The organism is Amycolatopsis sp. Hca4, from assembly GCF_013364075.1.
Taxonomy (GTDB): domain Bacteria; phylum Actinomycetota; class Actinomycetes; order Mycobacteriales; family Pseudonocardiaceae; genus Amycolatopsis.
Window position 1 is genome coordinate 583,231 of the sequence record NZ_CP054925.1, and the last position, 22,155, is coordinate 605,385.

Annotated in this window: 26 protein-coding genes; 9 read left to right on the forward strand and 17 right to left on the reverse strand. The window is 73.5% G+C overall.

Translation table 11 applies throughout. From position 1 onward, the window contains the following. Position 1 precedes the first annotated feature (1 nt). Positions 2 to 337, forward strand: a complete 336-nt coding sequence (locus HUT10_RS02330; RefSeq protein WP_176169649.1) for a YciI family protein — start codon at positions 2 to 4, stop codon at positions 335 to 337. A gap of 15 nt (positions 338 to 352) precedes the next feature. Here HUT10_RS02330 and HUT10_RS02335 read toward each other — a convergent pair whose 3' ends face one another. Beyond that, positions 353 to 805 carry a DUF1772 domain-containing protein gene (locus tag HUT10_RS02335; RefSeq protein WP_176169650.1) on the reverse strand — a complete coding sequence of 151 codons (453 nt, stop codon included), beginning with the start codon at positions 803 to 805 and terminating at the stop codon, positions 353 to 355. A 5-nt stretch (positions 806 to 810) separates the two neighbouring features. Further along, positions 811 to 1,632 (reverse strand): NAD(P)H-binding protein, encoded by an 822-nt coding sequence (locus HUT10_RS02340; protein WP_176169651.1) that lies wholly within the window; start codon positions 1,630 to 1,632, stop codon positions 811 to 813. An 80-nt stretch (positions 1,633 to 1,712) separates the two neighbouring features. On the opposite strand from HUT10_RS02340, the gene HUT10_RS02345 reads away from it, so the two are divergent. Then, positions 1,713 to 2,645: an AraC family transcriptional regulator gene (locus tag HUT10_RS02345; RefSeq protein WP_176169652.1), complete on the forward strand. Its 933-nt coding sequence runs from the start codon at positions 1,713 to 1,715 to the stop codon at positions 2,643 to 2,645. Between the two features lie 7 nt (positions 2,646 to 2,652). On the opposite strand, the gene HUT10_RS02350 is transcribed toward HUT10_RS02345, so the two are convergent. From HUT10_RS02350 to HUT10_RS02360, 3 genes are read right to left on the reverse strand one after another with little or no spacing between them, the layout of a single operon-like run. Continuing rightward, the gene (locus HUT10_RS02350; protein ID WP_176169653.1) at positions 2,653 to 3,084 is read right to left on the reverse strand and encodes an SRPBCC family protein; all 432 of its coding nucleotides are present in this window, start codon (positions 3,082 to 3,084) and stop codon (positions 2,653 to 2,655) included. Then, the gene (locus HUT10_RS02355; protein ID WP_254896624.1) at positions 3,081 to 3,431 is read right to left on the reverse strand and encodes a helix-turn-helix transcriptional regulator; all 351 of its coding nucleotides are present in this window, start codon (positions 3,429 to 3,431) and stop codon (positions 3,081 to 3,083) included. The genes HUT10_RS02350 and HUT10_RS02355 overlap by 4 nt, the downstream gene beginning before the upstream one ends. A gap of 9 nt (positions 3,432 to 3,440) precedes the next feature. Beyond that, the gene (locus HUT10_RS02360) at positions 3,441 to 4,523 is read right to left on the reverse strand and encodes a hypothetical protein (protein ID WP_254896625.1); all 1,083 of its coding nucleotides are present in this window, start codon (positions 4,521 to 4,523) and stop codon (positions 3,441 to 3,443) included. A gap of 165 nt (positions 4,524 to 4,688) precedes the next feature. Here HUT10_RS02360 and HUT10_RS02365 point away from each other — a divergent pair, with 165 nt between their 5' ends. Continuing rightward, positions 4,689 to 7,397: a P-loop NTPase fold protein gene (locus tag HUT10_RS02365; protein WP_176169654.1), complete on the forward strand. Its 2,709-nt coding sequence runs from the start codon at positions 4,689 to 4,691 to the stop codon at positions 7,395 to 7,397. Here the strand turns inward: HUT10_RS02365 and HUT10_RS02370 are convergent. Both HUT10_RS02370 and HUT10_RS02375 read right to left on the reverse strand, forming a co-directional pair. After that, the gene (locus HUT10_RS02370; RefSeq protein ID WP_176169655.1) at positions 7,370 to 8,596 is read right to left on the reverse strand and encodes an RNA polymerase sigma factor; all 1,227 of its coding nucleotides are present in this window, start codon (positions 8,594 to 8,596) and stop codon (positions 7,370 to 7,372) included. The two genes, HUT10_RS02365 and HUT10_RS02370, sit on opposite strands and share 28 nt — an antisense overlap. Further along, the gene (locus tag HUT10_RS02375) at positions 8,593 to 8,937 is read right to left on the reverse strand and encodes a YciI family protein (protein WP_176169656.1); all 345 of its coding nucleotides are present in this window, start codon (positions 8,935 to 8,937) and stop codon (positions 8,593 to 8,595) included. Before HUT10_RS02375 ends, HUT10_RS02370 begins: the two co-directional genes overlap by 4 nt. Before the next feature lie 97 nt (positions 8,938 to 9,034). On the opposite strand from HUT10_RS02375, the gene HUT10_RS02380 reads away from it, so the two are divergent. After that, entirely contained in the window at positions 9,035 to 10,069 is a 1,035-nt protein-coding gene (locus tag HUT10_RS02380; RefSeq protein ID WP_176169657.1) for a site-specific integrase, read from the forward strand. Positions 10,070 to 10,102: 33 nt separating this feature from the next. Here HUT10_RS02380 and HUT10_RS02385 read toward each other — a convergent pair whose 3' ends face one another. Next, complete coding sequence (locus HUT10_RS02385) at positions 10,103 to 10,267, reverse strand: hypothetical protein (protein ID WP_176169658.1); 165 nt, start codon at positions 10,265 to 10,267, stop codon at positions 10,103 to 10,105. 25 nt (positions 10,268 to 10,292) lie between these two features. Between HUT10_RS02385 and HUT10_RS02390 the strand changes: the two genes are divergently transcribed. Next, complete coding sequence (locus HUT10_RS02390; protein ID WP_176169659.1) at positions 10,293 to 10,802, forward strand: CGNR zinc finger domain-containing protein; 510 nt, start codon at positions 10,293 to 10,295, stop codon at positions 10,800 to 10,802. On the opposite strand, the gene HUT10_RS50380 is transcribed toward HUT10_RS02390, so the two are convergent. Continuing rightward, on the reverse strand, positions 10,799 to 12,772 hold the full coding sequence (locus HUT10_RS50380) for a DUF1707 domain-containing protein (protein ID WP_176169660.1): 1,974 nt from the start codon (positions 12,770 to 12,772) through the stop codon (positions 10,799 to 10,801). The two genes, HUT10_RS02390 and HUT10_RS50380, sit on opposite strands and share 4 nt — an antisense overlap. Then, positions 12,747 to 13,454 carry a class I SAM-dependent methyltransferase gene (locus HUT10_RS02400; RefSeq protein WP_176169661.1) on the reverse strand — a complete coding sequence of 236 codons (708 nt, stop codon included), beginning with the start codon at positions 13,452 to 13,454 and terminating at the stop codon, positions 12,747 to 12,749. Before HUT10_RS02400 ends, HUT10_RS50380 begins: the two co-directional genes overlap by 26 nt. A gap of 118 nt (positions 13,455 to 13,572) precedes the next feature. On the opposite strand from HUT10_RS02400, the gene HUT10_RS02405 reads away from it, so the two are divergent. Next, complete coding sequence (locus tag HUT10_RS02405; protein ID WP_176169662.1) at positions 13,573 to 14,349, forward strand: SGNH/GDSL hydrolase family protein; 777 nt, start codon at positions 13,573 to 13,575, stop codon at positions 14,347 to 14,349. Here HUT10_RS02405 and HUT10_RS02410 read toward each other — a convergent pair. The 7 genes from HUT10_RS02410 to HUT10_RS02440 all read right to left on the reverse strand — a co-directional run bounded on the left by HUT10_RS02410 (position 14,329) and on the right by HUT10_RS02440 (position 19,325). After that, complete coding sequence (locus HUT10_RS02410; protein WP_176169663.1) at positions 14,329 to 14,934, reverse strand: TetR/AcrR family transcriptional regulator; 606 nt, start codon at positions 14,932 to 14,934, stop codon at positions 14,329 to 14,331. The two genes, HUT10_RS02405 and HUT10_RS02410, sit on opposite strands and share 21 nt — an antisense overlap. After that, positions 14,918 to 15,391, reverse strand: a complete 474-nt coding sequence (locus HUT10_RS02415) for an SRPBCC domain-containing protein (protein ID WP_176169664.1) — start codon at positions 15,389 to 15,391, stop codon at positions 14,918 to 14,920. The genes HUT10_RS02410 and HUT10_RS02415 overlap by 17 nt, the downstream gene beginning before the upstream one ends. Beyond that, entirely contained in the window at positions 15,388 to 15,708 is a 321-nt protein-coding gene (locus tag HUT10_RS02420; RefSeq protein WP_176169665.1) for a metalloregulator ArsR/SmtB family transcription factor, read from the reverse strand. Before HUT10_RS02420 ends, HUT10_RS02415 begins: the two co-directional genes overlap by 4 nt. Beyond that, the gene (locus HUT10_RS02425) at positions 15,708 to 16,094 is read right to left on the reverse strand and encodes a VOC family protein (protein ID WP_176169666.1); all 387 of its coding nucleotides are present in this window, start codon (positions 16,092 to 16,094) and stop codon (positions 15,708 to 15,710) included. Before HUT10_RS02425 ends, HUT10_RS02420 begins: the two co-directional genes overlap by 1 nt. A 26-nt stretch (positions 16,095 to 16,120) precedes the next feature. Beyond that, on the reverse strand, positions 16,121 to 17,653 hold the full coding sequence (locus HUT10_RS02430) for an FAD-dependent monooxygenase (protein WP_176169667.1): 1,533 nt from the start codon (positions 17,651 to 17,653) through the stop codon (positions 16,121 to 16,123). A gap of 63 nt (positions 17,654 to 17,716) precedes the next feature. After that, positions 17,717 to 18,340 carry a TetR family transcriptional regulator gene (locus HUT10_RS02435; protein ID WP_176169668.1) on the reverse strand — a complete coding sequence of 208 codons (624 nt, stop codon included), beginning with the start codon at positions 18,338 to 18,340 and terminating at the stop codon, positions 17,717 to 17,719. A gap of 40 nt (positions 18,341 to 18,380) precedes the next feature. Continuing rightward, entirely contained in the window at positions 18,381 to 19,325 is a 945-nt protein-coding gene (locus HUT10_RS02440; protein WP_176169669.1) for a LysR family transcriptional regulator, read from the reverse strand. A gap of 114 nt (positions 19,326 to 19,439) precedes the next feature. Between HUT10_RS02440 and HUT10_RS02445 the strand changes: the two genes are divergently transcribed. The 3 genes from HUT10_RS02445 (at position 19,440) to HUT10_RS02455 (ending at position 22,153) form a co-directional block, all read left to right on the forward strand. Next, positions 19,440 to 20,351 carry an NAD(P)H-binding protein gene (locus HUT10_RS02445; RefSeq protein ID WP_176169670.1) on the forward strand — a complete coding sequence of 304 codons (912 nt, stop codon included), beginning with the start codon at positions 19,440 to 19,442 and terminating at the stop codon, positions 20,349 to 20,351. Then, complete coding sequence (locus HUT10_RS02450; protein WP_176169671.1) at positions 20,341 to 20,697, forward strand: darcynin family protein; 357 nt, start codon at positions 20,341 to 20,343, stop codon at positions 20,695 to 20,697. The genes HUT10_RS02445 and HUT10_RS02450 overlap by 11 nt, the downstream gene beginning before the upstream one ends. 118 nt (positions 20,698 to 20,815) lie before the next feature. Next, on the forward strand, positions 20,816 to 22,153 hold the full coding sequence (locus HUT10_RS02455; RefSeq protein ID WP_176169672.1) for an MFS transporter: 1,338 nt from the start codon (positions 20,816 to 20,818) through the stop codon (positions 22,151 to 22,153). Positions 22,154 to 22,155 lie beyond the last annotated feature (2 nt).

Below are 22,155 nucleotides of genomic sequence, written 5' to 3' on the forward strand. Positions count from 1 at the left end.
CATGCAGTACCTGCTGATGATCTGCGGCGACGAAACCGCCGAAGAACACGCCAACGACGGCTGCGGCGGCTGGAGCGAGGAAATGCAGCACCGCGGCATCATCCGCGGCGGCGGCGGCCTGCGCCCGCCGACGGAAGCCACCACGATCCGCGTCCGCGACGGCGAAGTGCTGCTCACCGACGGACCGTTCACCGAAGCCAAGGAACAGATCGGCGGCTTCGTCATCCTGGACTGCGCCGACCTCGACGAAGCCCTCGAACTCGCCGCCCGCCACCCGGCCGCGACCTACGGCAGCATCGAGGTCCGCCCGATGCTCGGACCGGAGGACTTCGCCTGAGACCGCCTCGCGCGGCTAACCCCGGCTCGTGAGCACGGCCGCGACCAGACAGCCGAACCCGGCCGTGCTCACCACCGCGCGCACCGCGTTCCAGCGCACCCACACCGTCTCGAACGCCGCCCGCACCGCCGCATGATCGTCACCGCCGGACTCCAAGGCGTTGTTCAGCGGGATGTTGACCGCCGCGGTGATCACCACCATGGCCGCCAGCAGCACGAACCCCGCGATCACCCACGGGCGCGGTCCCGGGTTCAGGAACACCGCCACCCCGGCCAGCAGCGGCGCGCCCAGGAACGTCAGGAGGAACACCGGGTTCACGATCGCGATGTTGATCCCGCGCATGCCCTCCACGAACGTCCGGTCGTCCCCGCGCGCCAGGCCCGGCATGACCGAACAGGCGTAGGCGTAGAACAGCCCCGCGACCAGCCCCGCCGCGACCAGCGCGGCCACCAGCACCACCGTCGACATCGGTTTCACCGCGCCCAGACCCCGGTCGCCGCCGCGTCACGCGCGAACGCGGCGAAATCCGTCGCCGGACGGCCCAGCACCCGTTCCACGTCCGGCGTCACCGACGCGTTGCGCCCGTCCAGCACCCGCGCGAACAACTCGGTCAGCGCCCCGATCTCCGCCTCCGGCACCCCCTGGCCCGCCGCCGCGGCAGCGAATTCCCCTGGTGAAACCGGCACGTAGCGGACATCCCGGCCCGACGCGGCGGCGATTTCCGCGGCCGCGCCGGCGAAGCTCAGCAACCGCGGCCCGGTCAGCTCGTACCGCACACCGGTGTGGCCGGGCTCGGTCAGCACCCGCACCGCCACGTCGGCGAGGTCGCGGACGTCGACGAACGGCTCGGTCACCGTCCCCGCCGGCAGCACGATCTCCCCGGCCCGGACGGCGTCGAGCAGGAAGTGCTCGCTGAAGTTCTGCGCGAACCAGCTGCAGCACAGGATCGTCCAGCCGGTCCCTGACTCCCGGACGATCCGTTCGCACGCCTCGGCTTCCTCTTCGCCGCGGCCCGACAGCAGCACCAGGTGCCGCACCCCGGACGCCACCGCGAGCTCGGTGAACGCCCGGATGTCGCCGGCGGCCTCCGGCGCCACCAGATCGGGGTAGTAGGTCAGGTAGACCGCGTCGACGCCGTCGAGCACCGCCGGCCAAGTCTCCCGCTTGCTCCAGTCGAACGGCGGCACCCCGTGCCGCGACGTGATCCGCGTCGGCAGGCCGCGCTCGCGCAGCCGGTCCGCCACCCGGCGCCCGGTCTTGCCGGTGCCGCCCACCACCAGGAAGTTCGTTGTCATGCCCCCAGTCAAGCCGCCGCCGGTGAGACTCTCCATAGTTCACAGGCTCGATAACATGCGTCAGCGTCTACATTGGGGACATGGATCCGCTCGCCGCGCTCCTCGACGGCCCCCGCGCCCACGGCGCGTTCCTGCTGCGCTCGGTGCTGACCCCGCCGTGGTCATTGCGGATCGAGGACCGCGCGCCGCTGACGGTGGTGGCCGTGGTCCGCGGCGAAGCGTGGATCGTGCCCGACGGCGGCGAAGGCGTCCTGCTCGGCGAAGGCGACGTCGCGATCACCCGCGGCCCCGACCCGTACCTGGTCGCCGACCACCCGGCGACCCCGCCGCAGGCGCTCATCCTGCCCGGCCAGGAGTGCCGCACCCCCGACGGCGGGCACCTGACCGACCTCGCCGACGTCGGGGTCCGCACCTGGGGCCACGGCAGCGACGGCCCGGTCGTGCTGCTCACCGGCACCTACGGCATGGAAGGGGAGATCAGCCGGAAACTGCTCGCCGCGCTGCCCGCGCTGATCGTCCTGCGCGCCGGCGACTGGCCCACCCCGCTCGTCGGGCTGCTCGCCGCCGAGATCGGCCGGGACGTCCCCGGCCAGGAAGCCGTCCTCGACCGGCTGCTGGACCTGCTGCTGATCGCCGCGTTGCGCGCCTGGTTCGACCGGCCCGACACCCGCGCCCCCGCGTGGTACCGCGCACACGAAGACCCGGTGGCCGGCCAGGCGCTGCGGCTGCTGCAACACCAGCCGGCCGAACCGTGGACGGTCGCCAAGCTCGCCGCCGACGTCGGCGTGTCCCGGGCCGCCCTGGCCCGCCGGTTCACGGCCGCGGTGGGCGAGACCCCGATGGCGTACCTGGCGGGGTGGCGGCTCGCGCTGGCCGCGGACCTGCTGCGCCAGCACCCGGAGACGACGATCGCCTCGATCGCCCGCCAGGTCGGCTACGGCAGCGCGTTCGCGCTCAGCGCGGCGTTCAAACGCGAGTTCGGCGTCAGCCCCCGGGACTACCGGGCCCGGTAGCCGGCCGTCACTTCAGCTCGTCGCCGAGCCGGTCGAGCCACTCGCCGGTGCCCTGCTCGCGCCACTCCGGCTTCTCGGCACCGTCGAGGAAAGTGTCCTGCTCGGTCAGCACCAGCCGCGTGCCGCCGCCTTCGGCGAACAGCTCCACCGTCGTGGTCGAGACGGTCGCGAGCGCGCCGTCGCCGGTGAGCGTGCCGGAGAAGACGATCCGCTCCTCGGGCACGATGTCGTGGTAGGTCGCGACAAAACTCAGCACCCCGCCGCTCGGGGTGCGGCCTTCGACGGCTTCGCGGCCCCCGGCGCGGAAGTCCAGTTCGTGCTCACCCGCGGAGACGAACCAGCGCTTCTTCGCCTCCGGGTCCGACCAGGCGGCGAACACCCGCTCCGGCGGCACGGGGTAGGTGCGCTCCAGGGTGAACGTGCTGTGCAAGACGGTCATGACGTGCTCCCTTCCGGCGTTCCGGGCGGCTCGGCGAGGAAGTCGCCGAGCCGGTCGAGCCTGCTCTCCCACGTGGTGCGCTGCCGGCCCAGCCACTGTTCACCCGCGCGCAGCGCCTCCGGCTCGATCCGGCAGGTGCGCACGCGGCCGGCCTTCTCCGACCGCACGATCCCGGCGGCCTCCAGCACCTGCAGGTGCTGCACGACGGCGGCCAGCGACATGGTCAGCGGTTCGGCCAGCTCACTGACCGACGCCGGCCCGCGCACGAGCCGCGCCACCAGCGCCCGCCGGGTCCGGTCACCCAACGCGCGGAACACCAGGTCCAGCGACTCCTCATGGTTAAGCACCTACTTAAGTTAACGCGGCAGGCCAGAACGGTCAAGTAGCTGCTTAAGTTTTTCCGGCAGCTCGGGTACCTCCCGCAGCGTGGCGAGCACGTGCTCGGCCGCGTCGGCCCGGCCGGCCGCGGAACGCAGTTCAACCCCGAGGTTCGTCGTGGTTTCGTGCATCGACCGGACGGTCTGCTCGTGCGCCGCCTGCAGTTCCGCGAGACGCTGGTCGAAGCCGGCGCGCAGGCGCTCAGCGTCGTCGCGAGCACGCTCCAGGACCGCTTCGTGCGCCGCGGCCGCCTTCACGTTCTCGTCGCGCGCTGCGCTGAGCGCGGCTTCGTGCACTTCGCGGGCTGCGTCGAGGCGCTGCTGGACGGCCTCTGCTCGGGTTTCGGCCGCCTCCGCCCGGGCGACGGCAGCCTGGCCGCGGCTGCGTTCCTCCTCGAACACGGTCCGGGCGGCCGTCAGCTCGGCGGTCAGGGTGGCGATCATCGCGGCGCGCTCACCGGCGAGCGCCGCGGAAGCGTCGGCCCGGTCGGCGACGCGGGCGAGCTCGTCGCGGACGGCGGCCAGCTGCCCTTCGGCCCGCTGCTGCTCCTGCACCGCGGCGCGCCGGGCCGCCCGTTCCTCGTCCCGTTCCCGGAGCGCTTCGGCCTGCTGTCGTTCCGCCGACGCGGCGGCGGCCACCGCGGCCTCGGCCATCTCGCGGGCTTGCGCCGCTTCGGCGTCCGCGCGGCCACGCTGCAGCCGGTGCTCGTCCGCCTCGGCCAGGGCCGCGTCCCGCTCGGCGAGGGCGGTGGCGGTGGTGGCCTCGAGCTGGTGGCGCAGCGTCGTGAGCGTCTCCACCAGCTCGCGGGCCGGCTCGAGCACCCGGTCGACCTGGCCGGCGAGCGCGGTGACGGCGGTGTCGTCCAGTTCGGTGTCGCTCTCCCGCAGCGACTCGGCGTCCGAGAGCACGGCCTCGGCGTCACGGCAGCTGAGGTTGCGGCGACCCCAGGTCTTCCCGTCCTGGCAGAACCGCGCCCGGCTCCCACGCCCCACCGCCGGCGGCAGCGGCGCGCCACACCTCCGGTACTCGCACACCCGCACCTGACCAGCATCTTCCGTCATGATCGGTACCCTATCAAAGCTTCTAATCAGAACTAGAAGCAACTGTTCAAAATTAGAACAGATAGTCCGAGTGGTCTGAGTTGGGATAAGGTCACATATCCCAACTCAGAACCACCAGGGAGCCCCCGGGGTAACAGCGGAGACCGGATGGGCGAGTCTGGGACCGTGAACGATGCCCCGCGCGCCCAGGTGATCACCCAGCTGCGGACTCTCGAAGGCACCAGCTACAGCGTTGCGCTGACCCATCGCCCCTGGGAACTCCCGGTGGATGCGGTGGCGGTCTCCGTCGGCGGCGGGTTCGGGCAGGTCGCCGACGCCGTGCAGCAGGAGTTCCCCGACGCGGACTGGGATTCGATCGTCCTTGACCAGGTCAAACCCGGCTCGCCGGCCGTGCTCCACCTGGGTGACCACAGCTCTCACCCGCAGCCGAACATGGTCGTTCTGGCCACGCCCCACGCTCCGGACGAGGGCAATTCGGCGACCGCTTCGGCGATTCTCACGGCCGCCAAGGCCGCGATCCTCGCTGCCGGCGGTGCCGGGGCGGCATCCGTTGCCCTGCCACTGTTCGCCACCGGGCAACTGGGCATGGATCCACAGGTCGCGGCCGACGCCCTGATCGAGGGGGCAATCTCCGCCCGGGCCGCGGTGGACAAGGTGTTCTTCTTTTCCCACCGCCAGGATCAGGTGGACATCATCGCCGAGCGTTGGAAGGCGGCCCGCCTCCCGGGGCACGGGTTCTCGGCCGACGAACTCGCGGGCGGGCTGGCCAAGGACCTGGTCGACCCCAACGAATGCATCCCGCTGAGCCGGGACCACCTCGACGTCAAGCCGTACGTTTCCATGCTGGCCACGGTGATCGCCGCGAAGGACACGCCGCTGCCGCTGTCGGTCGGGGTGTTCGGCGAGTGGGGCGCCGGGAAGAGCTTCTTCATGGGCATGCTCCGCGGCCAGGTCAAAGAGCTCGAGGGCACGCCCGGCCAGTGCCGGAAGATCGCGCAGGTCGGGTTCAACGCCTGGCACTACGCGGACGCGAACCTCTGGGCCAGCCTCGGCGACGAGATCTTCCGCCAGCTCGCCGAACCGCTCCGGCAACCGGGCGAGCCGGACGCCGAGCACGCCGCGCGCCTTCGCGAAGGCGCGCGGCTGCGCGAGCGCCTCGCCGGTGAACTCGAACAGCGCAAGCAGCTGACCGCGGTGACCGAGCGCGCCCAGGCGGAAGCCGCGGCGCTGGAGCGCAAGATCAGCGAAGCACGGGGCAGCCGCCGGATCCGCGCCCGCGACTTGGTCCGCGCGCTGGCGAAGTCGCCGGTCGTCCGGGCGGAGTACGCCGGGGTGTGGCGGAAACTCGGTGTCGGCGACGCGGCCGAGCAAGGCCTGCTGCTGGCCGACCAGCTCCGCGGAGCACACTCGGAAACGGAAGTGCTGGTGCGGCTCTCGCGCTACCGCCACGGCCGGACCGCGCTGATCACCGCGGCCGTCGCGCTGTCGGGCGTGGCCGTCCTCGCGGCGTTCGCGCCCGACATCCGGAACTGGCTGATCGGCATCGGTGCCGCCTTCGCCGCCCTCCTGGCCGGCGGGCTCACGATGGTCACGGCCGCCCGCGGCGGCCTGCGAAAACTGCGCGTCCTCGCCGAAGAGCTGCGGACCGGCCTGAACGATGACGCGCACTCTGAAATCGCCGCCCTGCGCAAGGCGGACGCCGAGCAGCAGATCGCCGAACGGCAGCTGGCCGAAGTCGTCGACCGGATCGGGGAACTGGGCAGGCAGCTCACCGAGCTGACGCCGGGACGACGGCTCTACACCTTCCTGGCCGAGCGGTCCCGCGCCGACGACTACCACGGCAACCTGGGCCTCATCTCCACGATCCGGAAGGACTTCGAGAAGCTCGTCGCGTTGATGACCGAGCCCCGCGACGGAGACGAAGCCGGCCCGGTGGACCGCATCGTGCTCTACATCGACGACCTCGACCGCTGCAGCCCGCGCCAGGTCGTCGACGTGCTCCAAGCGGTGCACCTGCTGCTGGCGTTCGACCTGTTCGTGGTGGTCGTCGGCGTGGACCCGCGCTGGCTGCTGCGGTCGCTGAGCGCGCACTACGACCGGCTGATCGAAGCCGGTCCCGTCGCGGGGGCCGACGGCTGGCACGTCACCCCGGAGGACTACCTCGAGAAGATCCTCAACATCCCGCTCGTCCTGCCCCGGATGCCCGCCGGCAGCCTCCGGCGGCTGCTGGACGGGATGGCCGCACCGCAGGCCGCCGCACCGGTGCCGTCGGCTGCGCCGGAGCCGGAGGCGGAACCGCCGGCACCCTCCCGGTGGGACAGCCCCGTCACCGGCCTGTGGGTGGAGCGCGGCTCGCAGGTGGGCGCGCAGCTGGACCCCGCCGGGCCGCCCGCGCCACCGCGTCCGCTGACCGAACCGGAAATCGCCCTGCTCGCGCGCCTGGACCAGCTGGTCGACACACCTCGGGACGCGAAACGGCTCATCAACCTCTACCGGATGCTGCGAGCGACCCGCGACCTTTCGGATGCCTCCGCCTTCCTCGGCGGTGAGTTCGAAGCCGTGGCTGTGCTGCTCGGGACCTGCACCGCACACGGGCGTCTGCTGGGCCGGTTCACCGACGCGTTGCTTCGCCAGGCGCCCCAGACGCCGTGGCCGGACTTCGTGAACGACCTGGAGCCGGTGGAGCGCGACGAGCGCTGGAGCAGCCCGGCCATCGGCTCCCTTCCCGCCGCCGAGGCCCCGCACTGGGCACACCTGCACCGCAGCCTGTCCGACCTCGCGCCGTCGATCACGCTGGCCGACGTGCGCGTGTTCCAGACCTGGGCCCCGCGCGTCCGCCGCTTCTCCTACGTCCTCTCACCGGCCGCCCGCTGACGGCACGACGCGCGCTTGCGCTCCAGCAGCGCCCGCTCCGCCGTGTTGCGGGTGAGCTCGATGGCCACCGTGTAGGCCTCGGCCGCCTCCTCCGGGCGGCCCACCCGCGCCAGCAGATCCGCGCGGATCGCGTGGAACAGCGGGAACCGCGGCAACTCCAGGGCTTCGACCAGCGCGAGCGCCACGGCGGGCCCGTCGACCTCGGCGACCGCCACCGCCCGGTTCAGCGCCACCACCGGCGTCGGCGTCCACGCCAGCAGCTGGTCGTACAACGCCTTGACCTGCGCCCAGTCCGTGGGCGCGGCGCTGTGGACGGCCTGGATCGCCGCCTGGATCTGGTACGGGCCCGGCTGGTTGCGGCGCAGGCAGCCGCGGACGATGTCCTGCCCCTCGGCGATCAGGTCCGCGTCCCAGCGCGACCGGTCCTGGTCGGCCAGCAGCACGATCTCGCCCGACGCGGTCGTGCGCGACGCACGGCGGGCGTCGATCAGCAGCATCAGCGCGAGCAGGCCCTGCACCTCCGGCTCGTCCGGCATCAGCTCCGCCAGCACGCGGGTGAGCCGGATCGCCTCGCGGCACAGCTCGGCGCGGATCAGCTCCTCCCCCGCGCTGGCCGCGTACCCCTCGTTGAAGACCAGGTACAGCACGGCGAGCACCGCGGCCAGCCGGTCGGGCAGGTCGGCGTCGCGCGGGACGCGGTACGGGATGCCCGCGTCGCGGATCTTGTTCTTCGCACGGACGATCCGCTGCGCCATGGTGGGCTCGGGGACCAGGAACGCGGCCGCGATCTGGGCGGTGCTCAGCCCGCCGAGCAGCCGCAGGGTCAGCGCGACCTGCGCCGGGCGGGCCAGCGCCGGGTGGCAGCAGGTGAAGATCAGCCGGAGCCGGTCGTCGGGCACGGCGCCCTCCTCCACGGGCTCGGCTGTGACATCCGGAAGTGCGGCGTGCAGCAACGCCGCCTGGGCGTGCTTGTCCGCCCGCGCGGCCTCGCGGCGCAGCCGGTCGACGGCGCGGTTGCGGGCGGTGGTGATGATCCAGCCCGCCGGGCTCGGCGGGAGCCCGGCGGCCGGCCAGCGCCGTACGGCTTCGGCGAAGGCGTCCTGCACGGCCTCCTCGGCGACGTCGATGTCCCCGAAGACCCGCACCAGCACCGACACCGCCCGGCCGTACTCGGCGGCGAAGACCTCCTCGACACTCATCCCTGAAACGGCCGCACCTCCACGGGCAGTGGTGCGACGGCTTCGGCGAGCCGGCCGCCCCACGTGAGCGCGGCGTCGAGATCGGGCGCGGTGATGATGGTGAACCCGCCGAGGTGCTCCTTGCCTTCGCTGTAGGGGCCGTCGGTGACGAGGGTGTCCCCGTCGGCGGCGCGCAGCACGGTCGCGCTCGACGGCGGGTGCAGCCCGCCGGCGAACACCCACGCCCCGGCCTCCTGGAGGTCGGCGTTGAGCGTGTCGAGCTTCCGGGTGATGCCCGCCAGGACCTCCGGCGGCGGGGTCGGGCCGTCGGGCTGGTAGATGCTGAGCAGGTACTGCTTCACGTCGTCCTCCTCGGTGTCTCACCGCTGATACGAACGGCACCCGCGTGGATCGACACGTCCGACCGGAAAATCTACCGAGATCCACTAACCTCGGCGCGTGCCCGACCTCGAACCGGTGACCGACGCCGCCCTGAGCGCCCGCGAACGGCTGGCGCTGCTGGACGAGGCCGCCGCCCGGCACGTCGACGAGCAGCGGCCGCCCAACACGCTCAAGGCCTACGCCCAGGACTGGCAGGTCTGGCAGGACTACACCGCCGAGGCCGGCATCCCGCCGCTGTCGGCGACGATCGGCGCGCTGACCGGGTTCGTCGTCTGGCTGGAACGCGGCCGCACGCTGCGACCGGACGAACGGGCCGTGCCGGAGGTGCCCGAACGGGCCGCCCCGGCGGCGCCGTCGACGATCGAGCGGCGGCTCACCGGCGCGCTCGCCGGGCTGCGCCACCACAAGGTGCTCGTCGATCCCGAAGCCAGCCGCGCCGCGTGGCGGGCGCTGAAGGGATACCGGCAGCGGCTGGCCAGGGAGGGCGTCCAGCGCGGCCGCGGCAAGGCCACCATGGTCACCCTCGCCGATCTGCGGGCGATGTCACGGGCCTGTCCGGACACCCTCGCCGGCGCTCGCGACCGGGCGATGCTGCTGATCGGCTTCCCGATCGCCGCGCGCTGCTCCGACCTGGCGAACCTGCTGGTCACCGACGTGCAGCCGGTCGACGACCGGGGACTGGCGGTGACCGTCCGGCACGGCAAGAGCACCGGCGACATGGTCGTCCCGCGGCGCGAAAGCCCCGACACCGACCCCGTGCGGGCCTGGCACGCCTGGCGGTCGGGCGCGGGCCTCACCGAAGGGCCGGCGTTCCGCCGCGTCGACCGGCACGGCAACGTCGGCGAGCCCGCGCTGAGCACGACCGGCGTCAACCAGATCCTCACCCGGGCCGGGGTCCGGGCGGGCCTGCCGTACCCGGTGACCGGGCACTCGCTGCGGTCCGGCTTCGCCACCGAAGCCCGCCGGGCCGGGGCCGACGACCTCGCGATCGCCGACCAGGGCCGCTGGGTGCGCGGCAGCCGGGCGCTGTACGAGTACATCCGCCGCGTCGACCAGTGGAACGACAACGCGGCCGGTGCGCTCGACCTCTGATCACCGTGGCCGGATCGGCACCGAACGACCCAGTTACGGCGCTGATCGGGTGGCGCCGACGACTTCCCCGTCCAAGCGGGCGAGCCAGCTGCCGCAGACGCAGCGCACGTAGTCGAGGCGGTGGGTGACGGGCTGCGCCGCGGCCGGCGGGAGTTCGGCGAGCGGCCAGCCGCAGCGGGGGCAACGGTTCCGGTCCATGCCCCGATCGTGCTGTAATGGCTTTGTGCACTTCAACCCTTACGGCGGCCCGGCCGCGCTGGTGGCCGCCGACCTGGTCAACGCCGGGTCCGCGAGCGAGCTCCTGGGGGGAATGGTCCGCAACGGCATGGCCATCAAGGCCCTCACCGACGGCGAGGCGGCGTTGATCGGCGCGTGGGCCGGCCGGCTGCGGCCGGTGTTCGCCGCCGCGGCCGCCGACCGCCCGGACCTGGTCAACGACCTGCTGTCCGAAGCGGCGTGCCGCCCGTACATCACCACCCACGACGGCAAGCCGCCCCACCTGCACTACTCGGCCGAGGACGCGGGTCCGGTCGGCCGGGTCCGCGCCTACACCGCGGGCGGCCTGGCCCACCTGGTGTGCGAGGCCCCGGACCGCCTGGGCATCTGCAGCCGCGAAGGCTGCGAAACGGCGTACGTCGACACCTCGCGCAACGGCCGCCGGCGGTTCTGCTCGACGCGGTGTGCGACGCGGGTGCACGTGGCCGAGCACCGGGCCCGGCAGGTCGGCGTCTAGGACAGCTCCTGGACCGCGGCCGCGCGGGGGTCTTCCGACAGCCCGAGCAGCAGTGTCCGGTCCGGGAGGGCGACCGCGCCCAGGACGTTCCCCCAGAGGGCGGACCGGAACGGCAGCTCGGAGCCGTCCCGCAGCTCCCACACCGTGGTGCTCTCCGGATCCCAGTCGCACGCCACCGCGACCGGGGTGCCGTCCGGCAGCGCCGTGCACACCAGGGCTTCCTTCGAGTCGACCGAGCCGGTGATGGTGCGGCGCAGGGTCCGGCGGTGCAGGTCCCAGATCCGGACCGTCTTGTCCCGGCCCGCGGACACCACGATCGGCGTCCCGTCGGCCAGGACCGCCGTGTCGAGCGCGGTGACCGGCTGGGTGTGGCCGGTGAGCCGGAACCGCGGTTTCCCGTTCGCCAGGTCCACCACCCGGAGGTGGTGGTTCTCCCAGTCGGCGACCACGGCGACCGGCGTGCCGTCGGGGAGGACCGCCGGGACCGCCACGTCGAACCTGCCGATTTCGCGGAGGTCGTGGCGCTTCGCGTGGTTGCGCAGGTCCCACGTCTGGATCCTGGTGCAGCCGTTGTGGACGACCGCGATGGGCGAGCCGTCGGCCAGCGAGAGGCACCGCACCGCCGCTGCGTCCTCGGCCAGTCCCGGCAGCGTGCCGCGCGGAGATCCGTCCCGCAGGTCCCACACCCGGGCGGTCCGGTCCGGGCTGACCGTCACCGCGACCGGGACGCCGTCCGGCAGGACCATGGCCGCGACACCGGTCACGTCGTGGGTGTGGCCGTCGAGCGTGTGCCGCCACGAGCCGTCGGACAGGTCCCACACCCGGGCCGTGTTGTCCCGGCCGCCGGTGATCGCCACCGGAGCGCCGCCGGGCAGCACCAGTGCCGCGATCGACCGGAGGTCGCCCTTGTGCCTGCCCAGCACCCGCTGCGCGGGCCGCCACTCGGCCGGGTCGACGTCGACCCACGTCGGCTCGGCCGGGAACGGCGGGAACCGGATGTCGGCGTTGGCCGCGCCTTCCGCGGCGATGGCTGCGGTCGTGGTGCGCTTGGCCCACACCACGAGCGCGACGAACACGACCGCCCACACCGCCGCCACCACGACGGCCGGGACGGCCAGTCCCGAGCTCCCCAGCACGATCACCACGCCGATCACCACGAACGTGCCGATGGCCGCTCCCACGGCGGCGGCCATCCCGGCCGCGAACGAAGGCGGCTTCCGCACGGGCAGGTCCACCGGCGGCGTGCCGGTCGGCGGTGCGGGTTCCGGCCGCGGCAGGTCCGCCACCAGCCTCGTCAGCTCGTCGCTCAGCCGGGCCGCGTACACCGCCCGCACCCGCTCGTCGAACTCCGGCAGGTCGAGCACGCCCGCCTCGACGGCCTCGTGCAGTTGCGCCACCGCGGCTTCCTGGTCGGCGTGGGAGGCCCGCGGCGACCGGGACGGCCCCGCCGCGGCGGGCAGGTCGGCCACCAGCGCGGCCAGCTGCGCGTCGGTGGCCGCCCGCCGGACCGCGGCCACGCGGTCGTGCTGCTCGGCCGGGTCCAGCAGCCCGCCGGCGACCGCGGCCTCGATCCGCGCGACGGCCCGGTCGCGTTCGGTGTGACTCGCCTTGGCGTCCAGGTTGCCGACGACGGCGTCGACATCGGCGTAGGTGACGGCCCGGTTCAGCAGGTTCTCGGCGTCGGCGTAGGCGCGGGCGTCGAGGCGGCCGTCGGTCAGGGCGCCGGCCAGCCGGACCAGCGCCCGTTCCCGGTCGGCGGCGGAAATCCGCAGTCCCGGGCCGGTCCGGCCGGAGGCGCCGGGCAGATCGGCGACCGCCGGGGCCAGGTCCTTGCGCACCCGGGCGGCCTGGACGACCACCAGCCGCCGTTCGTACTCGGCCAGGTCGAGCCGGCCTTCGCGCAATGCGGTGTCGAGCGTGCGGGTGGCCGCCGCGCGGGCTTCGTCACCGATTCGGACTTCCCCAGTCATCGCGGGAGAATAGCGACCCGGAAGCGGGCCAGGGCTTTCGCGCCCGCCACGCGAAGACGGTCGGCGTCGGCTCGCCGCCTTCGGCGAACCGCTCGAACACCAGCCCCGCCTCGAGAACCGCGCCCAGCAACGCCGGCAGCGGCCGGTGGGTGGCGCCGACCTTGTCGCGCAGACCCTGGTCGCTCCAGGACTCCATCGTCCAGCCGGGCTCCCGGTAGCCGGGCCGGATGACGACGGCCCGGCCGTCGGTGCGGTCGGCGAACCCGCCGCAGAAACACGGGTGCACGCCGACGTGGACGAACACCCCGCCGGGCGCCAGGACGCGGGCCGCTTCACGCAGCACCGCGGGGTACTCGGGCATGTCGGTGTGCACCATGATCGCGACGACCGCGGGCAGCGCCCCCGTGGCGATCGGCAGCGCGGTGGCGTCGCCACGCACCACCGGCAGCCGGCCGGCGGCGTGGCGCAGCATCCCGGCGGACACATCGACGCCGAGCGGGGTGCGCCCGAGCTGCCGGATCCGCTCCGCGTGGGCGCCGGTGCCGCAGCCGAGCTCCAGGCACGGGCCCGTGCCCGGCCCCAGCAGGTCGCGCACCACCGGCCCGAACTCGAGCGGGTCGTCCCGCCAGCCGGGGACGAGCGTGGTCTCGTACCAGTCGGCGATCGCGTCGTAAGAGGTCACGCTCCCGTGGTACCGGCCGGGCCCGGCCAGGTCCACGGATTCCGCGGCGGGCGGACCACCGCGGAATCCGGCCCAGGTGGCGCGCAGGGCTTCGGCCGGCTCTGCCTACACTGGACACATGAGCAAGCGCTTAGTGGCACTGGGGGACTCGTTCACCGAAGGCGTCGGCGACGACGATCCCGCCGCCCCCAACGGTGTCCGTGGCTGGGCCGATCGCGTCGCCGAGCAGCTCGCCGCGCGGGAACCCGGCTTCCAGTACGCCAACCTCGCCATCCGCGGCAAGCTGCTGCCGCAGATCCTCGGCGAGCAGCTCGAGCCGGCCCTGGCCATGGCGCCCGACCTCGTCACCCTCTACGGCGGCGGCAACGACCTGATGCGGCCCAAGGTCGACATCGACGGTCTCATGGTCGGCTACGAAGCCGCCGTCGCGAGGATCCGGGCGACCGGTGCGCGCCTGGTGCTGTTCACCGGGGTCGACGGGGTCGAGGACCCGCTGTTCCGCACCATCCGCGGCCGGGTGGCCATCTACAACGAGCTCGTGCGCGGCATCGCGGCCCGCCACGACGCGCTGCTGGTGGACCTGTGGTCGATGCGGCAGCTGTGCGACCGCCGGTTCTGGGCGCCGGACCGCCTGCACCTCAACGCGCTCGGGCACACCGAGGTCGCCATCGAGGTGCTGCGGGTCCTCGGGGTGGCGCATCCGCTGAGCAGCCCCGAACTCGCGCCGCGCGAGCTGCTGAGCCCGGCCGCGCGCCGCAGCCAGAACCTGCAGTGGGCGCGGGAACACGCGCTGCCGTGGGTGCGGCGGCGGGTGAAGGGCGAATCGTCCGGGGACACCGTGGCCGCGAAACGCCCGGCGCTGGCGCCGGTGGACTCAGCGCCGCTCCCCCGCTGACGGGCGGAGCCCGTCGAACAGGATCGCCACGGCCCGGTCGCGCAACGTCGCGTCCGGGCCGGCGTATTCGGCGGCCCGCGCCACCCCGATGATCACCGGGATCAGCTCACCGACGACGACGTCGGCCCGGACCGCGCCCGCCGCCTGCGCCCGCGAAAGCAGCACGCCGAGGGCCGACAGCAGCCGCGCACCGATGCCGGACTTCGCCACCGGCACCGTGACCCCGGCCGCGGTGAGCGCCTCGAAGTAGGCGTTCTTGGCGCTGGACATCGCGACCCAGCTGGTGAGGAACGTGAAGAACGCGCCGCCCGCGTCCGCGGAGTCCGCGGCCACGGCCGTCTCGGCTTCTTCCACGAACCGGCTCAGCCGGGCGTGGAGCACCGCCTCGAGCAGCGCCTCCTTCGTCGGGAAGTGCCGGAACACGGTGCCGATGCCGACGCCGGCGACGCGGGCGACCTCCTCGGTCGGCGCCCCGGTGCCCTTGGCCGCGAACACGCTCTCGGCCGCCTCCAGCACGCGCGCCCGGTTGCGCCGGGCGTCGGCGCGCAGCGGTTTCGGCTCGGCGGTGTCAGCGGCGGGGGTCACCAGCCGATCGTAACGGGGCCTGTCCGGGGAGCGAGTCCAGCAGCCGGGCAAGCGCGCGCGGCACGTGGGACCGCCAGCCGCCGCCCATGATCCGGCGGGACACGCGCTGGAACTCGTCGTCCGGGTCGAACCCTTCGTGGCTGAGGAACAGCCGGGTGCCGGTGCCCTCCGGCACCAGCCGCCAGGTCACCGTCCACTGCGGACCCCAGCGGATGCTCAGCTTGCGCTCGGGCTCGACCTCGAGGACCTCGCACGCCACCGGCCCACCGGCGAACCCGGCGGCGGGCACCGGCTCGGCCAGCAGCTCGAACCGGTGGCCCACCACGGGCCGGATGTCGTTGGGCATGGTGAGCCAGCGTTCGAGCAGGTCCGGTTCGGTCAGCGCCCGCCACACCTTGGCGGCCGGGTGGGCGAGGAACTGGTCGACGTGGATCGCCCTCGGGTCGTCGTCGGTCACAGGTCTTCCTCTTCGTCGAGCAGGTCGCGCAGGTTGGCGAGCTTGGTGCGCCAGAAGCGCTCGTACGGGGTGAGCCAGTCCGCGACTTCCTCGAGCGGGGCCGCGTCGAGGCGGTAGACGCGGTTGCGGCCCTGGCGCTGCTCGGTGACCAGGCCCGCCTCCCGCAGCACCCGCAGGTGTTCCGAGAGGCTGGGCCGGGCCATGGCGAACCGTTCGGCGATCGCGCCGGCGGCCATCGGGCCGTCGAGCAGCAGTTTCAGCACTTCGCGCCGCGCCGGGCTGGCGAGTGCGGCGAAGACGTCGTCGTTGACCGGCATCAGCGCGGCACGGCGCCGAAGTCCGACGGCTCCAGCAGGCCGATCGTGTGCCCGTCGGGGTCCCGGAACGACGTCGCCCGCCCCCAGGGCTGCGGCTGCGGCTCGCCGACCGCGACCCCCGCCGCCCGCAGCGCGGCGACCTCGGCGTCGACGTCGGTGGTCTGCAGCTGGAAGTGCCGCGGACCCGGTTCGACCCCGGTGACCTGCTGGTCGGTCAGCACCACGCCGGTCTGCGCTCCCTTCGGCGCCACCATCACGAACCGCCCGCCCTGCGGCGTGCGGCGGTCGACGAGGGCTTCGAAGCCGAGCTTGCCGACGTAGAAGTCGCGCGCGCGGGCGTGGTCGGCGACCGGCAGGGTCAGGAACTGCACGTGGGTGATCGTCATGCCGCCGACATTACGTAGGAGATCTCCTACGCGTCAAGCGAGTGGCCGAACCAGCGTTCGAGGGCCGCGCGCAGCGCCTTGCGGTCCGTGTCGTCCGGCTCGGCCGCGCTGGTGGCCCAGGCGACGTAGCCGTCCGGCCGGACGAGCAGCGCGGTCGCGTCGACGTCCGCGTGGCCGGTGACGTGGTCGACCCGGTCGCTCCAGCCGCGGAGCTCGTCGCCGAGCGAGCCGGTGAAGTCCAGCAGCAGCGGCCGGGCCGTCGCGGTCAGCTCGGCGAGCCGGGTGCCGCCGTCGAGCACGAGGTCCGGGGCCCAGCGGCCGTCCAGCGGGTGGTCGGTGCCCGGCTCGTACCGGACGTCGGCCCCGGACATCAGGTCGGCGATGTGCTGCACGGTGCCGGGCAGGCGCAGCAGCTCGCCGAACAGCTCGCGCAGGGCGGTGACGTCGCCGCCCGGGCTGATCAGCGCCGACTGGGCCTGGGTGTGCATGACGACCCGCTCGGCGACCGGACGGCGTTCGCTCTCGTAGGTGTCGAGCAGGCCCGCCGGCGCCCGGCCGCCCAGGGTGGCGGCCAGTTTCCAGCCGAGGTTGACCGCATCCTGCAGGCCGAGGTTGAGCCCGGGACCGCCGATGGCGGAGTGGACGTGCGCGGCGTCGCCGACCAGCAGGACGCGGCCGTCGCGGAACTTGTCGGCCAGCCGGGTGTTGCGCCCGCGCAGCCGCCGCAGCAGGTGCGGTCCCTCGCCCTCGGGCGCGCCGAGGGGCAGGTCGAAGTCGAGGACGCGCCGGATGCTCGCGCGCACGTCGTCGAGGGTCACCGGCGGTTCGTCCGCGGGCTCTTCGTCGTCGGTCCACTCCATCGCGGTGACGAGGGTGCCGGTGGGGAACGGCGCGTAGGCGAACAGCCCGGTTTCGGTGCGGTAGTGGAAGAACGGGGGGATGACGCCGCGGCCCGGCACCCGCAGGCCGCCCGATCCCGGGTCGGTGAACTCCGCGGGCACGGTGGCGTTCGCGGAGTGGGACACCGCCCGGTCCTCGGTGACGCCGGGGAAGCCGATGCCGGCGAGCTTGCGGGTGACGCTGCGGCCGCCGTCCGCGCCGACGACGTACCGGGCGCCGAGCCGGTACGGGCCGTCGGGGCCGGTGACGTCGAGGGTGACCGCGTCGGCGTCCTGGGCGAGGCCGGTGAGTTCGTGGCCGTGGCGGACCTCGACGCCGAGTTCGGCCGCGCGTTCGCCGAGCATGGCTTCGATGCGGCGTTGCGGCACCCCAAGGACGTTCAGCGAGTTGCGTTCGACGAGGGTGAGGTCCAGGCGCATCGCCCCGAAGACGAAACCCGGGACGGGTGGGGCGATCGGGCCGGCGAGCCGCTCGTGCAGGCCGCGGCGGTCGAGCACGCGGACGACCTGGCCGACGAGGCCGTTGGCGCGGTTCTCGGTGGTGGGTTCGGGCAGCCGTTCCAGGACCAGCGGGCGGACACCGGCGAGGGCGAGCTCGCAGGCGAGCATCAGGCCGTTGGGGCCGGCCCCGGCGATGACAATGTCTTCCGTGTCTTCCATGACTCCCTGATTTCGGGCAGGGCGAAGCAGCCCGGCGGGCCGGGCGGCTTCGCGGACGGAGGTCTAGCGGGGTTCGGGCAGGCCGGCGGCGAGCCGGCCGAAGACGTCCCGCAGGACGCCTTCCAGTGACTGCGACGGCCCGGCGATGAGCCACTGCTGGGTGACGACGTTGAGCGCGGCCCCGACGACGCCGGCGACGAGCCGCGGGTAGACGTCCCGGGTGACGTCGGTCCCGGTGCGTTCGGCGACGGCGAGCGCGAACTCGGCTTCGGCGGCCGCACCGGCTTTCTGGAACTCGCCCTGCAGAGCGGGTTCGGCGACCATCAGCCGCAGCCCTTCGACCCAGCTGGGGTCGGCGGACTGCCCGCTGGGCACCGGTTCGCCGAGTGCGAACCCTTCGAGCGTGGCCTGGGTGACGGCGTCCCAGATCGGTTCACCGGCCGGCCGCTCCCGGAGCGCGGCGGCGATGGCCCGCGCCCGGTCGTGGTGCCGGGCGACGATGGCTTCGCCCTTGCTGCCGAAGTAGTTGCTGAAGGTCCGGGTGGACACCCCGGCTTCGGCGGCGATGTCTTCGATCCGGACGTTGTCGAAGCCGCGTTCGACCGTCAGCCGGATCGCCGCCCAGCTCAGCGCGATGCGCGTTTCCCGCTTCTTGCGCTCGCGAAGGCCGGCGCGGTCGGTGTCCATGGCTCCACCGTAGCGGAACTTGCCGACTCTGCAAAGTTGCTCAGTCGGCAAGTTTCTGCGAAGCCTGCAGCACCCGGCGCACGGCGTCGCGCAGCCACCGGTGACCGCCGTCGGCGGCGTGCCGGGGGTGCCAGGCCATGCCGATCTTCAGGGGTGGCAGCGGCAGCGGGATGTCGAGCAGGTGCAGGCCCAGCGCGTGGGCGACGTCGGTGAGGGGCGACGGAGGCCGGCCCGGCAGCGCGACCGGGACCAGGCAGACCACGTCCCCGGCGGCGGCCAGCGCCATCGCCGCCAGGTGCCCGGGCAGGACGGCGCTCACCCGGCGGGTGAGCCCGTGTTCGGCCAGGGCCGCGTCGAGCGGTCCGGCGAAGCGGCCGCGACGGCTGACCGCCACGTGGTCCGCCGCGGCCAGGCCGGCCGGCGTCACGGCGCCTTCGGTCAGCGGGTGCCCGGCGCGGACGCCGGCCGCCATGCGCAGCGTGACCAGGTCTTCGACCCGGGTTTCCGGGTCGGCGTGGCCGATGTCGCCGAGCTCCAGGTCGATCCGGCCGTCGCGCAGGGCGGGACCGGCCTCCCACTCCTCGGCCAGCACCCGCAGCGAGACGCCGGGCGCCTCGCGCCGGGCCAGCTCGAGCAGCCCCGGCGCCACCGCGGCGCCGACCACGTCGGCGGCCTGGACGGTGAAGGTGCGCCGCAGGGTGGCGGGGTCGACCCCGCCACCCGGGGTCAGCAGCGCCGCGAGCCCGCGCACCACCGCGGCGGCTTCTTCGCGCAACGCCTCGGCTCGGGGCGTGGGCACCATCGCCTGCCCCGCCCGGACCAGCAGCGGGTCCTGGAGCGCCCGGCGCAGCCGGGCCAGGGTGCGGCTCATCGCGGCGGGCGACGTGCGCAGCCGCTCGGCGGCCCGGGTGACGCTCTGCTCGGCCAGCAAGGCGTCGAGCGCCACCGCGAGGTTGGCGTCGAGGTTCGAGAATGCGTCGCTCACCAGCACACTTCCGATTCCGGCAATGATTCCTTGCTGAAGTTCCCATTGTGGCAATGCGGCGGGCGCCAGCACGATCGAGGGGTCAATCCGCTCCGATGCAGACCGCGAGGTTCCATGATCGTCATCACCGCACCCACCGGCCAGATCGGCGGGCGCCTGCTGTCCCTGCTGCTCGAAGCCGCGCCCGCCCGCGGCGAAGAGCTCCGGGTCGTGGTCCGCGACCCGGCCCGGCTCCCCGAGGCCGTGCGTGACCGCGTCGAGGTGGTCGCCGGCTCCCACGGTGACGCCGCGACCGCCGAGCGGGCCTTCGCCGACGCCGACGCCGTGTTCTGGCTGGTCCCGCCGGACGGCTCGGTCCCGCCCGAACAGGCCTACCCCGGCTTCACCCGCCCCGCCGCCCGGGCGTTCGCCGAGCACGGTGTCGGCCACGTCGTCGGCGTCTCGGCGCTCGGCCGCGGCACCCCGCAGGCCGGCCACGCCGGCCTGGTGACCGCCACCCTGGCCGCCGACGACCTGATCGCCGGGTCCGGGGTCGCCTACCGCGCGCTGGCCTGCCCGTCCTTCTTCGAGAACCTGCTCGAAGAAGCGGGCTCGATCCGGGACCACGGCGTCTTCACCGACACCGTCGCCGCGGACCGGCGTGCGCCGCTGGTGGCCGTCGCCGACATCGCCGCGGCGGCCGCCGGCCTGCTGCTGGACCGCTCCTGGACCGGCGTCGGCAGCGTTCCGGTGCTCGGTCCGCAGGACCTGTCGCCGGACGACCTGGCCCGCATCATGACCGAGGAGCTGGGCCGCCCGGTCCGCTACCACCGCCGGCCGCTCGACGACCTGCGCGCCGAACTGCTCGGGTACGGCCTCGACGCGGCGTTCGTCGAGGGCGTGGTCGCCATGAAGCGCGCCAAGGACGAGGGCCTGGACGCCGGTGCCGCCCGCTCGGCGACGACGGGCACCGGGTTCGCGCAGTGGTGCGCCACGACCCTCAAGCCCGCCGTTCTCGCCGCGCCGGAGGCCGCCGATGCCCGCTGAGCCTGCCGTCACCGCGTTCATGCTGGTCAAGACCACGCCCGAGTGGCTGGCGCTGACCGTCGCCGAACGGGTCCACGCCTTCGAAACCCGGGTCGTCCCGGTGGTCGAAGCCCGCACCCGGGGTGTCCGGTCCCGCTTCTACGACACGGAGTTCTATTCGGCGCGGGTCACCGACGTCTGGGTCTGGGAGGCCGACGACCACGACGCCTACCGGCTGCTCGTCGACGCGCTGCGGGAAACCCCGTTCTGGGACCGCTGGTTCGAGGTCGTGGACCTGCTCGTGGGCGTCGAGAACGGCTACGCACGCACCTACGGCGTGGAGACGGCGGCCACCATCGCCACCTGAGCCCCGCACCACCTCCGGTGGCCGGTGACCGACCGGACGAGAAACCGGTCATCGATCGCCGAAACCGGTCGCGAGCGTCACACTGTTGTGTGACATCGGTCACCGGAGGTGTTGCGAGATGGTTCTGGGCGACAACAGCGTCACTCACCAGGTGACGGCGGACAGCAAGGTGCAGGTCCGGCGGGCGGCGCTGGCCAGCGCCGTCGGCACCACCATCGAGTGGTACGACTTCTTCCTGTACAACACCGCCGCGGCCCTGGTCTTCCCGCACCTGTTCTTCCCCGCTTCGAGCGCCTACGCCGGCGCCATGCAGTCCTTCGCCACCTACGCGGTCGGGTTCGCCGCGCGGCCGGTCGGGGCCGCGATCTTCGGGCACTGGGGCGACCGGATCGGGCGCAAGGCCACCCTGATCGTCACGCTGCTGCTGATGGGCATCTCCTCCGGCGTCGTCGGGATCCTGCCCGGGACCTCCGCCATCGGCGTCGCCGCGCCGCTGATCCTCGTGCTGCTGCGGCTGGTGCAGGGCATCGCCATCGGCGGCGAGTGGAGCGGCTCGGTGCTGCTCGCCATGGAGTGGGGCGACCAGCGCAAACGCGGGCTGCTCGGCAGCTTCGCGCAGATCGGCGTGCCGGTCGGGCTGGTGCTGGGCACCGGCGGGATGACCCTGCTGTCGGCGTCGCTGTCCCCCGCCGCCTTCGACTCCTGGGGCTGGCGGATCCCGTTCCTGCTCAGCCTGGTGCTCGTCGCGGTCGGCCTGGTGATCCGGCTGAAGATCCTCGAAACGCCGATGTTCGCCAAGCTCGTGCAGAACCGGCAGACCGCCCGCACCCCGGTGCTCGACGCGATCCGGCACCACTGGCGGGAGATCCTGCTCTCGGCAGGCGTCCGGTTCAGCGAGCAGATGCCGTTCTACCTGTTCACCAGCTACGTGCTGATCTACGTCGTGTCGCGGCACGAGTTCAGCAAGACCTTCGTGCTCAACGCGGTCCTCGTCGGCGCGGCCTGCGAGCTGGCGCTGATCCCGCTGTTCTCGGCGCTGTCGGACACCTTCGGCCGCAAGCGGGTCTACCTCTGCGGGGCGGTGCTGACCGGGCTGATCGCCTTCCCGTACTTCACGATCCTGGCCCACGGCAGCCACGCGCTGGTGTTCGCCGCGGTCGTCGTGTCGTTCGTGCCGCACGCCCTGCAGTACGGCCCGCAGGCGGCGCTGATCGGCGAGAGCTTCCCGACGCACCTGCGCTACGGCGGCGCGGGGCTGGGCTACCAGCTGGCGTCGGTGTTCGCGGGCGGGCCGGCGCCGCTGCTGGCCACCTGGCTGCTGCACACGACCGGGACACCCTACGCGATCTCCGGGTACATCATCCTGTCCGCGGTGGTCACCGTGCTGTGCGTGATCTTCCTGAAGGACCGGTCGAAGGCCGACATCGACGACGTCTCCGTCTACCAGCGCAGCTGAAC